Annotated in this window: 14 protein-coding genes; 7 read left to right on the top strand and 7 right to left on the bottom strand. The window is 63.8% G+C overall.

What is annotated here, in order from left to right:
- The first annotated feature begins 92 nt into the window (after positions 1-92).
- The 7 genes from ASD76_RS10650 (at position 93) to ASD76_RS10620 (ending at position 8,128) form a co-directional block, all read left to right on the top strand.
- The gene (locus tag ASD76_RS10650) at positions 93-1,499 is read left to right on the top strand and encodes a DcaP family trimeric outer membrane transporter (protein WP_200943066.1); all 1,407 of its coding nucleotides are present in this window, start codon (positions 93-95) and stop codon (positions 1,497-1,499) included.
- Between the two features lie 27 nt (positions 1,500-1,526).
- Entirely contained in the window at positions 1,527-2,576 is a 1,050-nt protein-coding gene (glsA, locus tag ASD76_RS10645; RefSeq protein WP_055922311.1) for a glutaminase A, read from the top strand.
- An 11-nt stretch (positions 2,577-2,587) separates the two neighbouring features.
- Positions 2,588-3,685 carry an amidohydrolase family protein gene (locus ASD76_RS10640; protein ID WP_055922308.1) on the top strand — a complete coding sequence of 366 codons (1,098 nt, stop codon included), beginning with the start codon at positions 2,588-2,590 and terminating at the stop codon, positions 3,683-3,685.
- Between the two features lie 135 nt (positions 3,686-3,820).
- The gene (locus tag ASD76_RS10635; RefSeq protein ID WP_235506620.1) at positions 3,821-5,359 is read left to right on the top strand and encodes a hypothetical protein; all 1,539 of its coding nucleotides are present in this window, start codon (positions 3,821-3,823) and stop codon (positions 5,357-5,359) included.
- 230 nt (positions 5,360-5,589) lie between these two features.
- Positions 5,590-6,627, top strand: coding sequence for a LysR substrate-binding domain-containing protein (locus ASD76_RS10630; RefSeq protein WP_082553726.1), 1,038 nt, complete (start codon positions 5,590-5,592; stop codon positions 6,625-6,627).
- Positions 6,624-7,820 carry a molybdopterin-dependent oxidoreductase gene (locus ASD76_RS10625; RefSeq protein WP_055922302.1) on the top strand — a complete coding sequence of 399 codons (1,197 nt, stop codon included), beginning with the start codon at positions 6,624-6,626 and terminating at the stop codon, positions 7,818-7,820. Before ASD76_RS10630 ends, ASD76_RS10625 begins: the two co-directional genes overlap by 4 nt.
- Positions 7,817-8,128: a hypothetical protein gene (locus ASD76_RS10620; RefSeq protein ID WP_055922299.1), complete on the top strand. Its 312-nt coding sequence runs from the start codon at positions 7,817-7,819 to the stop codon at positions 8,126-8,128. Before ASD76_RS10625 ends, ASD76_RS10620 begins: the two co-directional genes overlap by 4 nt.
- A 132-nt stretch (positions 8,129-8,260) precedes the next feature.
- Here the strand turns inward: ASD76_RS10620 and ASD76_RS10615 are convergent, their stop codons facing one another.
- From ASD76_RS10615 to ASD76_RS10585, 7 genes are all read right to left on the bottom strand, one after another.
- Positions 8,261-9,244 (bottom strand): hypothetical protein, encoded by a 984-nt coding sequence (locus tag ASD76_RS10615; protein ID WP_055922296.1) that lies wholly within the window; start codon positions 9,242-9,244, stop codon positions 8,261-8,263.
- The gene (locus ASD76_RS10610; RefSeq protein WP_055922292.1) at positions 9,241-10,035 is read right to left on the bottom strand and encodes a hypothetical protein; all 795 of its coding nucleotides are present in this window, start codon (positions 10,033-10,035) and stop codon (positions 9,241-9,243) included. The genes ASD76_RS10615 and ASD76_RS10610 overlap by 4 nt, the downstream gene beginning before the upstream one ends.
- Positions 10,035-10,454, bottom strand: a complete 420-nt coding sequence (locus ASD76_RS10605) for a DUF6152 family protein (protein WP_055922289.1) — start codon at positions 10,452-10,454, stop codon at positions 10,035-10,037. The genes ASD76_RS10610 and ASD76_RS10605 overlap by 1 nt, the downstream gene beginning before the upstream one ends.
- An 11-nt stretch (positions 10,455-10,465) precedes the next feature.
- Positions 10,466-12,931: a TonB-dependent receptor gene (locus ASD76_RS10600; RefSeq protein ID WP_055922286.1), complete on the bottom strand. Its 2,466-nt coding sequence runs from the start codon at positions 12,929-12,931 to the stop codon at positions 10,466-10,468.
- 42 nt (positions 12,932-12,973) lie between these two features.
- Positions 12,974-14,320 carry an SMP-30/gluconolactonase/LRE family protein gene (locus ASD76_RS10595; RefSeq protein ID WP_082553725.1) on the bottom strand — a complete coding sequence of 449 codons (1,347 nt, stop codon included), beginning with the start codon at positions 14,318-14,320 and terminating at the stop codon, positions 12,974-12,976.
- 109 nt (positions 14,321-14,429) lie between these two features.
- Positions 14,430-15,263 carry a DUF6644 family protein gene (locus ASD76_RS10590; RefSeq protein ID WP_055922283.1) on the bottom strand — a complete coding sequence of 278 codons (834 nt, stop codon included), beginning with the start codon at positions 15,261-15,263 and terminating at the stop codon, positions 14,430-14,432.
- The gene (locus ASD76_RS10585; protein WP_156457642.1) at positions 15,260-15,898 is read right to left on the bottom strand and encodes a DUF6644 family protein; all 639 of its coding nucleotides are present in this window, start codon (positions 15,896-15,898) and stop codon (positions 15,260-15,262) included. The genes ASD76_RS10590 and ASD76_RS10585 overlap by 4 nt, the downstream gene beginning before the upstream one ends.
- Positions 15,899-15,912 lie beyond the last annotated feature (14 nt).

Genomic DNA, 15,912 nt, shown 5'->3' with positions numbered 1-15,912 from the left:
TCTGATTGGTTCCCCTTTCCCCAAGTTCATAGTCCAGCTTCTTGAATTGGATAGGTCGCAGGGAGCGACCTTTCTCATGAGGGGCAAGCAGAATGCGCAGGATTCTGGCTTTCGTCGCGGCGAGCGCGGTTGTGGCAGCGGTGCCGGCTCAAGCTCAATCAGGAATGACACCGGCCGAAAGGGCCGAGTTCGAGGCTCTTCGGCAGCGCCTCGCCGAGCTAGAGTCTCAAGTGGCTGCACGGGCCCAGGCGGACGCGCAACAACAGCAGCAAGCCGCCCAGGCCGCGCAGGCTGCCGCAAGCAGGCCAGCCGATAGCGGCGGCGGCGGAATCGGCAGCGACCACAACCTCGAACTCTACGGGTTTGCCCAGGTCGATCTGATCCAGGACTTCAACCGCGTGAATCCCAGCTGGGATGCCACGCTGCGTCCTTCGAAGATTCCCACCACCGAGGGCCAATTTGGCAGCGACGGCCAGTTCATCGCCAGCGCCCGCCAGTCCCGCCTTGGCGTGAAGGCGGACGGCACGATCGCCGGCAAGCCCTACGAAGCCAAGTTTGAATTCGACCTCTACGGCGTTGGTGTCGACGAAGGTCAAACGACGTTTCGCCTGCGGCACGCCTATGCCAAGTGGGGTCCGATCCTGGCCGGGCAGACCAACACCCTGTTCATGGACGGCGATATCTTTCCCAACGTCGTCGACTACTGGGGCCCGGCGGGGATGGTTTTCATCCGTAACCCGCAGATCGCCCTGACCCTGGTGAACGGCGGCGGGTGGACGGCCAAGATCGGCCTCGAACAGCCGAACAACGACGTCGATCCGGGCTCGATCAGGTTGGTCTCACCCGAAGTGGCAGAGAACTTGCGCGGCACCGAGGAGCTTCCCGACCTGACCGGCCAAGTCCGCTATGGCGGTGACTGGGGTCACGTGCAACTCGCCGGTGTCTTGCGCAAGGTTGGCTACGACACGGCCGGGACGCCGGACAACGAGCCCTCTGGCAGCGAGTTGGGCTGGGGGTTGAACGGCACAACCGTGCTCAAGTTCGCGCCGGTGACGTTCCGCGGCGGCGTCGTCTACGGCGAAGGCATCGCCAGCTACATGAACGACGGCGGCATGGACCTGGCGCCTTCGGCACAACTCGGCCCAGTGCCACCGATCTTCCCGCCGCCACCCGTCGCCGGGACCCTGCTCGAAGCCCAAGCGGTCGAGCTGCTGGGTGTCACCGGCTACATCGAAATGCAGTGGACCGATCAGCTGACTTCGGCGCTCGGCTACAGCTTCACGCAGGTCGACAACACCAACTTCCAGGACCCGACAGCCTTCCACAGAGGCGAGTACGCTTCGGTCAACCTGCTGTGGCAGCCCGAGAGCCGGCTCCTGGCAGGCATCGAACTGCTGTGGGGCCAGCGGACCGACAACGATGGCGCGCAAGGCGACGACCTGCGCTTGCAGACCAGCTTCAAGGCGTCGTTCTCCAGCAAGGACATCTGGGGCGACTGACACACACGAGCGACAGGGAAGATAGCGATGGCTGATTTCGATCTTGATCGCCGCCAGTTGATGGGCGTACTGGCGCTTGGTGCAGTGGCGGGCGTTGTTGGCGTTCCAGAGGTCGCCTTCGCGCAGGGCCGCGGTTCTGGCCCGTCATCCAGCGCGATCCAGGCTGCGCTCGATAGTGCCTACGGCAAGTATCGCGGCCTCAACGAAGGCAAGAACGCCGACTACATTCCGGCGCTGGCCGAAGTGCCGTCGAACTTCTTCGGCATCGCGATCGTAACCGCCGACGGCACGGTCTATCAGGCCGGGGATTCCAAGCAGGAGTTCTCGATCCAGTCGGTCTCCAAGCCGATCACTGCCGCACTGGTGATGCAGGAGTCGGGCTCGAAGCTGATCGAGGACAGCGTGGGCGTGGATGCGACCGGCCAGGTGTTCAATTCGATCACCGCGGTCGAGCAATATCGCGGCAAGGAGATGAACCCACTGGTCAACCCGGGCGCCATTGCCACGGTGGGCAACGTCAAAGGTACGCCCGACGAGGTGTGGAACAAGATCATCGGCATCCACTCCGACATGGCTGGGCGCCAGCTGCAGGTGAACCAGCCGGTCTATCAATCCGAAGCCGCCACCAACCAGCGCAACCGGGCGATCGGCTCGCTGATGTCCGCCTATGAGCGGTTCCCGTCCGATCCGGCGGTGGCGGTCGATCTCTACACCCGGCAGTGCTCGATCAATGTGAACGCCGTCGACCTCGCCACGATGGCGGCGACCCTGGCGTTCGGCGGGCGCAATCCGGTGACCAAGAAGCAGGTTCTCGATCCGAGCATCGTGCCCGGCGTGCTCGCGATCATGGCGACCGCGGGCATGTACGACGACAGCGGGAAGTGGGCGTTCCACACCGGCGGCGTTCCGGCCAAGAGCGGCGTGGGCGGCGGGATCCTCGCGGTTGTGCCCGGCAAGTTCGGCATCGGCACGTTCGCGCCGCCACTCGACGACGCGGGCAACAGCGTGCGTGGGCAGAAGGCGATCATCGACATCGTCAACGAGCTCAAGGCCAACCCCTACGCCCAGTTCGGTTGAGGGGAATCGGCGTGCGCGGGGTCGCAGCACTTGCCGCTCTTGGGGCTGCGCTCGTCAGCACGCCTGCGATCCCGCAGGACAGCGGGGGTTACCTCTACAGTGACTCCCACTTTCACCTGACCAACTACATCCAGCGCGGGCTGACGGCGGCGCAGTACGTCCAGATGATGGGGAACACGGTCAAGCGCTCGACCCTGTTCGGGATTCCGCTGCAGCAGATCTGGTACCACCCGAACTCGGGCGATTTCGCGCCGACTTATTACCTGCAGTCCGACGCCTCGCTTTACTACTACAGCTTCACCGACGCGATAATCGCGACCGAGTACCTGGCACTACCGCCCGACCAGCGCGCTCGGCTCGACCCGATGATTACCGGGTTCAATCCGGCCGACATGTACGCGGTCGACCACATCCGCCGCGTGCTGACGATCTACCCCGGCGTGTTCACCGGCATCGGCGAGTTCAGCGTGCACAAGGAGTTCGTGTCGAGCAAAGTGGCGGGAGAGACCGCCTCGCTGCTCAATCCCGCGCTCGACAATATCCTCGATCTGGCGGGTGAGGTGGGGCTGGTCGTCATCCTCCACTGCGACATCGACGTGCCGTTCGCCAAGGGCAACGCCCTGCCCATCTACTACACTCAGATGCGCGAGCTTCTGCTGCGCCACCCCAAGACGACGATCATCTGGGCGCATACCGGACTAGGCCGCGTGGTCTCGCCCGAACCGGTCCAGGATCCAGGGCCGAACGGGGAGCGGCCGCCCAATCACCTTGAACTGGTCGACCAGATACTCGCGGACCCGCAGCTGGCGCACGTCTACTTCGACATCAGCTGGGACGAGGTCGCCAAGTACGCCATTACCTCGCCCGAGACGATGAGGCGCACGGCGCAGCTGTTCGACAAGTACCCGCAGCGGTTCCTGTTCGGCACCGACAATGTGGCGCCACCGAACATCGAGGCCAACTTGCGGGTGTTCCACCTGTGGGACGGCATCTTCGGCCAGATCCGACTTGACACGCGGCAGGCGATTACCCTCGGGAACTACGAGCGGCTGTTCGACGCCGGACGCGCCAAGGTGCGGGCGTGGGAAAGCGCCAATGTTCCTCGCTGAACGCCTCAGGGTAAATACCGGCGCTTCTGAGAGAAAACCCGAGTGAACGCCCTCAGCGGAAGCATAGGTTGGTCGAAGCGCACCGGCCGCGGAGGGAAAATGTCCAACAACGGACGATGGTTACGACCGGCCTGGTTGAGGGCTTCCCTTTCCCTTGCGGCCCTGGCGTTTCCCTTTGCCGCGCAGGCGCAGGAAACCGCCATCACCCCCGAGGACCGCGCGGCGATCCAGGCAGAGCTCCGCGAGCTACAGCAATCCCGGCGAGAGTTTGATGCGCGGATCGAAGCTCTCGAAAAACGGCTCGGCATGGAGGAACCACCACCGCCCGCGGAGCCTGCCGCTGCTCCAGCGGCGCAAGGCGTTACCGCACCCGCTCCCGTCGTCGTCACACAGGATGGGCAAGCCCAGGACACCCAGCTGGCCCAGGCTGCGACGCCAGAAGGAGGCGGACCGGCTGGGTTCCTCGAACGCCAGGAACGATCCGGCACCTACCAGCCGGGGGCAGGCTTCGTGGTCGTCGATGACGATGACGCCGCGCTCTACATCAGCTTCACGACTTATGCGCGTTACGTGAACCAGAACGCCCTCGATGAAACCTACACCGACAGCTTCGGCCGAGATTTGACGATCGACCTTCGCAACGAGGTCCAGCTCAACAAGGTGAGCCTCAATTTCAAGGGTTGGCTGTTCGACCCCAAGTTCCAGTATCTGCTCTTCGCCTGGACCAACAACGCCAACCAGGGCGAAGGGGCCCAAGTCGTTCTCGCAGGGTTCCTGCGCTACAATTTCTCGAAGCACTTCAAGGTCACCGCCGGCATCATGCCACTGCCGAGCACGCGGAGCACTAACTGGAGCTTCCCCAATTGGCTGCGCCACGACAACCGGGTGATGGCCGACGAGTTCTACCGAGCATCTTATACGAGCGGCATCGACGTATCCGGCGAAATCGTGCCGGGCCTCGAATACCGGGCCATGATCGGCAACAACCTGTCGACACTCGGCGTCAGTTCCAGGCAGTTGGACAACAAGTTCGATACCATGTCCGGCGCCCTGTGGTGGATGCCCACGACCGGAGAGTTTGGTGCGCTCAACGGCTTTGGCGACTACGATTACCACGAGAAAGTCGCGACCTTTATCGGCGTGAACTACACGCGCAGCACCGAAACCGCGCAAGGCCAGCCACGCGACGATTCCTTCGAGAACGCCCAGATCAGGCTGACCGACGGTACCCTGCTGTTCAGCCCCGACCCGTTCATGACAGGGGGAAAGCTCGAACAAGCCCGCCTCCAGATGGCGAGTGTCGACGTCGGGGTGAAATACCAAGGCTTCTCGCTCGAAGGGCAGTGGTACTGGCGCTGGGTGGACGACTTCAAGACGATCGGTTTCGTCCCGGTCGACAGCATCACCGACAACGGCTTCGTCGTGCAAGCCTCGGCCATGCCGATCAAGGACCTGCTGCAGGTCTACGCTACGGCCTCGAAGATCTGGGGCGCGAACGGCAATCCGACCGAGTATTCGTTCGGCGTGAACGTCTACCCGTTCAGGCGGCGTGAGATGCACGTGAACTTCCAGACCCTCAAGCTGGATCGCTCTCCTGTAGGCGGGTACCACTTGCCCATTCCCGTGGGCGGCAACGGCTGGGTGTTCCTGACCGACTGGGTCGTGATGTTCTGACCTGTTGCTGCCTTGGGACGATGGAAGATTTCCTTGCCGCCGTTTGAGACCGGTCTGCCCTTTCAGGCTTGTCAGCAAGCCGATTCTCAATCAAATCGGTAGAGAAAGCTACCCGACGCCGGATGCTGCTCCTCTGAATCTGTAGGTGGTATGGTGGCGCGAGCTCGGAAAATCCGTGTATTCAACGGTTTGAACAGCCGTCGCGCCGCTTTCATCAAGGCGGGCACTCGATGAACTTCCAGCAACTCCGATACATTCGCGCTGCGGTTCAGAACGATCTCAACCTGACCAAGGTCGCGAACGAGCTTTTCACCTCGCAATCCGGGGTCAGCAAGCAGATCAAGGAGCTCGAGGCCGAACTCGGGATCGAGATCTTCGTCCGCCGAGGCAAGCGCCTGGTGGGCCTGACCGAAGCCGGGCACAGCGCCGCGCAAGTGATCGATCGGCTGCTGCAGGAATCGGAGAACCTCAAGCGGCTGTCCGAACAGTTCGTGCAGGCCGACAAGGGCCGCCTGACGATCGCCACGACGCACAACCAGGCGAACTATGTCCTGCCGCAAGTGCTCGTCCGCTTCAGTCGGGAGTTCCCGGATGTCGAGGTAGAGCTGCGGCAAGGCAGCCCGAGCCTGGTGGTCGACATGCTCTTGCGAGGAGAGGCCGATCTCGGCGTGGCGACCGAAGCGGTCGATGGCGAGCCGGGGTTGCAGACGTTCCCTTGCTTCACCTGGGAGCACGTGGCCATTGTTCCGCATGAGCATCCGCTAGCGCGGGTCAAATCGCCCACCTTGGCCGATCTCGTGCGCTACCCGATCGTCACCTACACGCCGGAGTTTACCGGCCGCTCGAACATCGACGCCGCGTTCGCCAGCGCTGGCCTCCAGCCTGACTTCCATCTCTCCGCTGTCGATGCAGACGTGATCAAGACTTACGTCAAGCTCGGCATGGGCGTGGGGATCGTTGCTCAGATGGCGATAGAGAACGGACCCGACGACGCCTTCGCTACGGTCGCCGGGTCGAACAAGTTCTTCAAGGCGTCGAGCACCAAGATCGCCATCCCCCACGGGGCGCTGCTGCGCAACTACACTGGTCGGCTGATCGAGCTGCTGGCGCCGCACCTAGATGCACGGAGCCTGAAAGACTCTCGCCGGCTCACCACAGTACACCAGCCGGATATCCTGAGGTCATTTGTCGACCGGCACGACCTGCGCTTCGGCGCGGGGCCTCGTCCGATCCTGAGAAGCGCCATTTCCGGAGCCAATCCCGCATGACATTCGTACAACGGCGGGGCTTTCTCGTCGGGGCGGCAGCATCGATCCTGTCAGCCCGCGCACTCGCCCAGGATCGCATCATCCAGCCTTTCGCGAATGGCGAACGTCCGCTGGTCCAGTTACCCCAGAAGCGCCCGCTGATCGGGCTGACGGCGCGCCCGCCGCAGCTGGAAACCCCGTTCGAGATATTCAACGAGGGGGTCCTGACGCCGAACGACGTGTTCTTCGTCCGTTACCACCTTTCCGGCCTGCCCAGTTCGATCGATCCTGCGACCTATCGGCTGACCATTGGCGGGCTGGTCGACACCCCGCTGACGTTGTCGCTGGCAGATCTGAAGACGGGCTTCCCGGTCCAGGAGATCGTCGCGGTCAACCAATGCTCGGGCAACAGCCGTGGCTTCTTCGAGCCGCGCGTCGGCGGTGGGCAGCTGGGTAATGGCGCCATGGGCAACGCCCGCTGGACCGGGGTACCGCTGAAGGCCCTGCTCGACCGTGCGGGGGTCAAGGCCGGGGCGGGGCAGGTGACCTTCAACGGCCTCGACAAGCCACCGCTCGAAACCATCCCGGACTTCGTGAAAGCGCTCGACCTCGATCATGCGCGCGATGGGGAGGTGCTGGTCGCGTTTGCGATGAACGGCGCCGATCTGCCGTTCCTCAACGGCTTCCCGCTGCGGCTGGTGGTGCCGGGCTATTATGGCACGTACTGGATCAAGCATCTCAATGAGATCAACGTCGTCGGAGGCGTCTACGACGGCTACTGGATGAAGACCGCTTACCGCGTGCCCGACAACGACTGTGCCTGTGTCGAACCCGGCGGCAAGCCGGACAAGACCCGGCCCATCAGCCGCCTCAACGTCCGTTCGTTCGTTACCAGCCACCGGGATGGCCAAGTGGTACCCGGCACAGGCAACATTGAACTCAAGGGGATCGCCTTCAGTGGCGGCGAAGGTGTCGCGCGGGTCCTGGTTTCCACCGACGACGGCGCGACCTGGCAGGAAGCCCGGTTGGGCGAGGACCTGGGCCGCTATTCGTTCCGCGAGTGGCGACTGGGCTCGAAGCTCGGAAAGGGCCGTCATCCGATCAAGGTGCGCGCGTACAGCCAGACCGGCGCAACGCAGCCGCTAGATCCGCTGTGGCAACCCGCCGGCTACATGCGCAACGTCGTCGAGACCCTGACCCTGGAGGTTGCATGATCCGCCCCGTCGCCACCCTGTTTGGGGCCGGTACGTTCGTCCTAAGCATCGCAACGGTCGCCCAGCCGGTGACTTTCGAGTCCCCGATCGGCGACACGCCGACAGAGCTTGCCGAACCCGACGCCGAGGTCGTGGTCAACAATTGCTCGAGCTGCCACTCGCTCGACTACATCGTCACCCAGCCGCGCGGCAAAGGGGCGCAGTTCTGGAAAGACTCGGTGACCAAGATGGTCAACGTCTACAAGGCTCCCCTGACGCCTGAGGACGCCGACGCGGTCGCCGCGGTCCTGGCCCGCAAGTTCGGGTAACAACCTCGATCCAGCATGAATAAAAAGAGCGGGGCTCCGTCGAAACGGAGCCCCGCCTAAGTACGAATCCGGCTGGGAGAGAGGATGCCTTGAGGAAACTCAGGCGGGCCGGATCCGGGGAAAGTCCTGACTTCAGCGTGCGATCACGGCTCCGTCGAACGGAACGCCCACGGCGCCGCCACCGAAGGGACCGTTGTTCTCGACGCAGATCCGTTCGTGATGTTCGTAGCGCGGCGTATCGCTTGCGATGTTCACCGGCTGGACGTCGTAGTGCCAGCCATCGGGCTCGTCGGCGTCGGTATAGCGGCGGTTGGGAATGGTCGCTGTCCAGGGCCGAGTGTAGACCGTGGGATCGGTGAACGTGGCGACGTAGTTGAAGCGCTTGCCTTCGGGATCGAAGACGTAGCGCTCCTCCACCGTGCCGTTCTCGCTCATGAAGTCGCCGTAGCGGCCGAACAGGGCCTTGCCGTTGTTGTTGCGCACGCTGACGACCAGGGTGTTGCCTTCCCAATGCCCACGGGAATCGCCGTTCCACAGCTTGATGCTGTCGGCGAGGGGCGGGCCGTCTTCGAGACGGATGATCCGCGTGCCGGAATCGAACAGCAGCACGACGTAGCCCGGATATTGCCGCAGCTCGTAGCCGTGCCACATGAACGATTTGGGTACGCCGGCCGGCGCGCAGCGGGCGAGCGGTTCTATGTATTCCGGCTTGGTCGGATTGGCGAAGTTACGCGCGAAGTCAGCCTGCAACGCCCGCGCTTCGGGCCGGTAGGGGATCTCACCATCTGCGGGGTCGGACACCCGGCTGGGTGCCCGTTGATCGCGCGGGAGCTTCGCCGTGCCAGAGGGCTCTCCGGGAGGCCCGGCCTGGGGATCGGTGAAGTTGCTGTGGTTCGAGATCGTGTTCGACCAGAAGCCTTGCACGTCGGGCTGACCATCGGCGAGCCGGGGGCCGGTCCACTCGCCTGAGGCGATCGGGACGACTTCCTTGCTCCAGCGGATCCCTGGTGCCGTTGGCTGGGGTGTCGTGGCGGCGGGCTGCTGGGCCAGCGCGATTTGCGGCAGGGTACCGACCGTCAGCAGGAGCGCGGCCGCGAGAGTTCGGCGAGCGATCATTGTCCGTCCTTATGGTGCGGGTAGTACTGCTCGTACTGAAGCGTGAAGCAGTAATCCTCGATGAGCTGGAAGTTGGCATCGCGCCGACGGTGCAGCAGCACGTCGATCGTCCACGGCTTGCTGTAGACCTTCGGGTCGTCGAGCGTGGCCGAATAGGCGATCGTGTCGGGATCGACGAAGCGCCAGCGCTCGACCACATGCAGTTCTTCGCTGTGGTAGTTGCCGGCCCGGTCGAGCCAGGTCTCCGGGTTGAAGTCGGCTACGTCGACGACGAGCGTGTCGCCTTCCCAGTGCCCGCGAGAATCGCCGAGCCAGAACTCCTGCTGCTTCTCCTCCGGGTGGTCCGATCCGTTGGTAACGATGGTGCGGACCTGATTCCCGAGCTGGTGGACCAGGGTCACGTCGTTGTCGCGCTGGAAGATCTGGAACGGCGCCGGGTAGTAAACCCCGCGCGGCACGCCGAGCACCCAGCACTTGAGCCGAGGATCTTCCTTGGCCCGCGCCTCGAAGTTGCGCGCCCGTTGTTCCTGGGCGCCCGGAAGGTAGGGGATTGCCCCGCCTTCCACCACGCCCGGCCCCGGCGGCGCATCGCGCCGTCCGGCATGCGGTTCGAGGTCGTAGTCCGCCTCGCTGAGAGTCTGCCAAATCCCCGAGAAGTCCGGCTTGCCGCTGGCCAGCCGAGGTATTGCGACGGGATCCTGCGCCTGGATCGGGCCGGCGGTCAGCGTGACGGTCGCCAGAGCAGCCGCGGCCAGCAGCCCGCGGCTGCTGCGTTTGAGGACTTGCAGCATCAGAACGACGGGGTCGGAGCGTCAGGCGCGCCGCCGGTCTTGATCTTGCGGCCATCCGGAAGAGCGAGCGCCCCGGCATAGCCGAAGGCGCCTCCGTTCTTGGCCCGGAAGCCCGCGATCTTGACCTTGGTGCCCACGGCCACGTCCGCGCGTGTCAGGCCGCTGGCCTTCAGCGAACTGGGCGTTCCGAACTCGAAGCCCCAGTTTGTGACCGAGCCGTCGCGATTCTTCACGTCGAGGTAGATCCAGCTGTGCGGATTGACCAACCGGACCTTGGTGACCGCGCCTTGGATGACGAGCGGCTTGGAAGAGTCGAACTCCGCGGCGAAAGCGTGGTGGGCCAGGCTGGGTATTGAAAACCCAGCTCCAACCGCAGCCAATGCAAAGCCCGCGAGGGATAAGTGCAAACGCGTTTTCATAGGGGTGCTCCTCAGAAGGTCGCTCGGACAACAGCGTTGATCGTGCGGCTGGGGCCGATGCCATCGTAGCCAACCGGTGCGTTGTTGCTGAAATCGTTGATGCTGGTCGTGTACTGGACGTCGAACAGGTTCTTGGCGGCAATGCCGATCTGGGTGCGGGCGCCGGCGATCTCGGTGATGATGCCGATGCCTGCGTCGGTCAGATGGTAGGAGTCCTGCCAGCCGTACGGTGAAAGCAGCTGCTCCAGGTTATGCTTCGTACGGTAGGTGTCGTTGGCATAGGCGTAGAACGACACGCCCGAAGAGCCGACTTCACGTTCGAAGTTGAAGCCGATGATGCCGACCCACTTGGGCGCACCGACGATCTGCTTGCCGGTGTTGTCGCAAGTCGGAATGGTCGTCGGGAAGGAGCGCGGGCAGGTGGCGTTGGCCCAGTCGGTGTAGACCGCGTCGTTGTAGGCTCCGCCGAAGTTGATCGTCAGCCCTTCGAACGGAGTCAGCGTGCCGTCGACCTCGATGCCCTGGGCGCGGATCCCGGGGATGTTGCCCAGGACCGAGCTGAACCCCGTCGAGGAGTTGGCATCGGCGATGCTGGTGACGGCCTGATAGTCGCGAACCTTGGTGTAGTAGAGGTTGGCGCTGACCCACAGGACGTTGTCGAAGAACTGGCCCTTCACGCCCAGCTCGAAGTCGGTGGTCTTTTCAGGAGCGACGTTGCGGCGGGTACCGTTGTTGTCGAACGCGACCGCTCCCGATTTGCCGCCGCCGCTGGCCGAAGCATAGAACAGCACGTCGTCGGTGATCTTGTAGCTCGGGTTGACCAGCCATGCGAAAGCGCCGGCGTCGATCGGATCGCCGAGGATGGTCGCGAACGGCGTCTGCAGCTGCGCTGCGCGGATCGCGTCGGCGGTGGCATTGCCAGTCGAGACGAGCGGTGTTCCGTCCTGGGTGCCGATCGTGCGCGTGGTCGTGCTGGTCTTCTGCTCGCGAGTGTAGCGAAGGCCCGCGGTCAGGCTGGCCCGGTCGGTGATCTCCCAGTTGGCCTGGGCGAATGCTGCCTGGCTGTTGGAGATCGGGTGCTGGTTGCTGATGCTCTGGGTGTTCTCGAGCGCATCCTGCAACAGCACCCAGCCGGCCGGGTTGTTCAGCGTGTTGTACTGTGCGTTGGTGGCGAAAAAGGCACCGGCGTCACGTCCGAAGCGGCTGCGACCGTTGGTGTCGGTCTCGATCCGCATCAGGTAGAGGCCGGCCTGGTAGTCGATCGTGTCGGTAATATCGCCAGTGAAGCGGAACTCCTGCGAGAACTGCTCGGTGTTCACCAGCGAACCGCTGCGGGAGATCGGGAAGCGGGTCTGCTCTTGGTCGTTTGTCGCGTCGAAGTGGAACCAGCGTCCAGCGGTGATCGACTTGATCTCGACCTCGCCGATGTCCCAGGTCGCGATCAGCGAGGCGCCGTAGTTGCGCGTGATCAGCGGCAGGGCTTCGTCGATGTCGATCGTGTCCCACGACCCGATGATCGGGGTGTAGGGCTGGAAGTAGTTGCGGGCGAGGCGGGTCGAGTAGGTGGTGGTGCGCACCGAGCCGTCGTTGAGCGTCGCCGGGTCGACCATGAACGGCTTGGTGTTGCTGCGCTCGTTGGTCTCTGCGCCATCGACGTTGAGGCGGAGCGAGAAGTTGTCGCTCGGCTCTAGCAGCAGCTGGAGGCGCCCACCCCAGCGGTTCTGTTCGTGCCAACGGCCCCCGACCGCAGGGTTGATGTTGAGGATGTCGCCGGCTTGGTTGTCGTAGAAGAACGAGGCACGGAACGCGAGCAGGTCTTCGACCAGCGCGTCGGAGAACGAGCCCCGCGCCTTGAAGGTGCTGCGGTCGAGGCCGCCTTCGACTTCCAGCGTGCCTTCAGGTGTGAACGAGGGCAGCTTGCTGGTGTACTTGATCACGCCGAGCGAGGTGTTCTTGCCCAGCAGTGTGCCCTGCGGACCGCGCAGGATCTCGACCTGGGAGAGGTCGGTGAAGTCCTGGTAGGTCATGCCCACGTGGTCGAGGAACACGTCATCGACGATCACGCCGACGGCGGCTTCCATGTTGTCGTTGCCGCTGGTCTTGCCGATGCCGCGCAGCGACACGCCGGTGCGGCGAGCGTTGGGCGTGGTGGCAGTCAGACCCGGCGCACGCTGGGTGATATCCGCGAGAGTAAAGACATGCTGCTGCTCGAGCGTTGCCGAGCTGATGACCGAGATCGGGATCGGCACGTCGACGAGCGACTCTTCGCGGTTGCGCGCGGTGACGATGATGATGTCGCCTTGCGAGGCTTCGCTGACGGTTGTGGCAGGGGCTTCGGCGCTAGCCGCCTCGGCGGTCTCCTCGGCAGCAAACGCCGCCTGCGGGAGAATCGCGGCGAGAGCGGCGGCGCTGGCCAGCCAGGACGCGCGAGCGAGAGGCCGGCGCGAGGCGCCGGACAGATGATTATTGTTTTTCATGATCTTATTATCTTTCTGGGCGGGATGAGAGCGGGGCCGAGGCTATTTGCCGGGCCGGTCGACGCCCTTGGTCAGCGTCTTGATGCGGTAGACCGAGCCACGCCCGACCACGTAGAGCTGCGAGTGATCGGCTCCCCCAAAGGCCAGGTTCTGCGGCTGCTTCGGCAGCGCGATGACGCCGAGTGCGGTTCCTTCGGGCGAGAAAACCTCGACCCCGGCGCTGGTCGCGACATAGACGCGGCCTGATGCGTCGACCGCGATGCCGTCCGCTCCGCTGGTGGGACCTTCGGGGGCGTTGCGGAACCCGGCGAGCTTGGCGAAGTCATGCCGACCGGCAAGGCTTCCGTCAGGCTGCACGTTGAAGGCGATCAGGTTCTCGCCCCAGGTGTTGGCGACGTAGAGGGTCTTCTCGTCCGGGCTCAGCGCGACGCCGTTGGGGCGGCGGATGTCGTCGGTGATCAGCTTCACCTGTCCGCGGGGATTGAGCCAGTAGAGGCCGGTCTTTGCCGGAACGGCGGGAGCAGGAGTCCCGGCCGCGAGCGGAGCGCCGGGATCCGAGAAGTAGATGTTGCCGGTCCGGGCGAGCGCCAGATCGTTGGGCCGGTTGAACGGCTTGCCCGAGTAGGCAGCCGCGAGGACGTTGCTCGCAGGCTGCAGTTGCGCGACGCCTGGCTTGGCGGTTTGGACGGCGAGTAGTTCACCCTTCGCACCGATCGCGAGCGAGTTCGCCCCGCCGGTCTTCTCGAGATAGGTCGATACCGAGTTGTCCGGCGCAATCCGGACGATGCGGTCTGCGCGGTTCTCGGTGAAGATGATCGAGCCGTCGGTCAGTGCGACCGGACCTTCGGTCCCGTCGAACCCTTCGCGTATAACCTCGACGCGGGTGCCCGCGGCAACGACGCCGTCGATGGCGGGGGTGGCAAACAGCTTGCCGTATAGCGTTCCGCCCTGGGCAGCGTAGTTTTCGACGCCCACGACGCCGGTGACCGTATAGCCCTGGGAGCGAAGGTAGTTCGCCGCCCTCTTGGCCCGCCCGGCGTGATTGGAGACGGTGACCACGCTCCGGTCACGCGGGATGTAGGGCAGGAAGCGGTCGAGTTCGGAGACCTGGATGTTGAGATAGACCGGCAGACCGCCGATGGCGGCGATTTCGTCTGCCCGGCGCAAGTCGATGAAGGTTACTTTGTCCGGCGCGGCCAGCAACTGATCAAGCTGTTCTCGGGTGAACTCGTTCTCAGTCTGAGCGGCTCCGGCAGTTGTTTGCGCCTGAGAGAGCGTCGGATAGGTAATGAGAGCTGTCGACCATGCCCCGATAGCGAAAAGCGTGAACGTTGTTCGCGCTGCTGTAAGGAACCATTTGCGCTTAAGTGATTTTTCTATCTTACGCATTATACCCTCATCTACGTTTGTGTGAGGGATATATTTGGCTTCTATGCGAGCGTGAACGAATGCATTGGCATGTTAATATGCCAAAACGGCATATAGACTTGGGCTGACCTCAGCTAAATCCGATCCAGCGGCCCGCGGCGGCAACCGATACCCAGGCCAAGGTCGAGGCGAAGGCGGGCAAGCGGTGCAAGCCGGGAGCGGGTTCGGTTCGCGAACGGGCCTCGGCCAGGGCCACGCCCAAGGCGACGAGCAACGCCCCGCCGACTGCGGCAAAGTAGATCGTCTGGGCAACCGCCACATCCTGGCGTGCAGCCGGCCAAAGCTCTGCGAATAAAAGCCCGCCGCCGACAATCACGGCGACGGCGATTACGTAGAGCCGGCGATAGTGCTGGGCGAATGCCGCAAACAAACCGAACCCGGCCAACGCCACGAGCAAGGCGCCCGCGCGGATGCCGCTGGTCGAGGCTAACAGCAGGATCGATCCGGCCCACAATGCCAAGGCCGCGACTGCAAGCGCTGTGGCTACGCCGCGGCGATCGGTCGGCTCCTGGCGGACCAGCCGGGAAACCGCGAGGCTGAACAGGATCGCCGCGACGAGCGCGACCATCTTCACGAAGAACGCGGCACTACCGAGCAGGCCGCCCGCAGTGGCAAGGGCCATGGCGATCCCGGTAAGGATCGTGCCGACAATGCCACCCCACAGCCAAGGCCGAGTGGCGCGCTCCACCTCGCGCGGGGAAGCGTTCTGCAGCGCGACCCCGAGAAGCCGCAGGTTAAGCGCGAAGACCGCCCCGCCGAGAACGGCGAGCGAAAGCAGGTGCAGCGTCTCGACCGCCGCGAAGATCCAGATCGTCTCGTTGACCTGCTTGATCAACGGGGTCCGCGACAGGGCAAGGACGGCCTCCGAAAATCCGGGGGTCAGGTGGTGGAAGCTGAAGCTCATACCGCCAGATCCTGCTCAGCATGGACCTGCGTCGTCTCGAACTCGGTGCACTGGGCAAGCTCGGCGATAACGCCTGTCGTCTGACCGCACTTGAACCAGTCATAGGCAGCGTAGCGACCCGTGATGATCACGGCGATCCACAGCACTATCGAAACGCCGGCCGACACCCTTGCCGTGGTGGGCGGGCGTTCGCTGGCATCCCATTTCTCCCGCCCTGCCTGCACGCGCCAATGGAAGATGAAGATGTTGAGCGCGGCGGCGACTAGGAACACCGCTTTCACGCGAAAGACTGGATTATGGTAATATTCCAGAGGGTTGGCGAAAAACAACGCGGAGCCGGTCAGCACCATGATCGCGAAGCCAGCGACGGTGTAGGGCAACACTGTATCCGCAACGGCCGACACCGGAACCTTGCGCAGGACCAGGCCAAGCAGGCGTAAGTCGACGAACAGGATCGTGCCAGCAAACAACATAAGCGTGAGGACGTGAGCGCCTTCGAGCAGCATCCACAGATGCTCCGAGCTCTGCAGCTGGGTGCTCCACGACGTGTCAGCCACGGTGCGTCCCGCCGAATCCACCTCGGCGCCTAGCTGGTACTGCAGGTACGCCATGGCTTCGGACAGGTGTAGAGACATCGAAACACGCCACC

This window comes from Altererythrobacter sp. Root672, from assembly GCF_001427865.1.
GTDB lineage: Bacteria > Pseudomonadota > Alphaproteobacteria > Sphingomonadales > Sphingomonadaceae > Croceibacterium_A.
The sequence above is the reverse complement of the archived record's forward strand: the minus strand, read 5'-3'. Positions and strand labels throughout refer to the sequence as shown.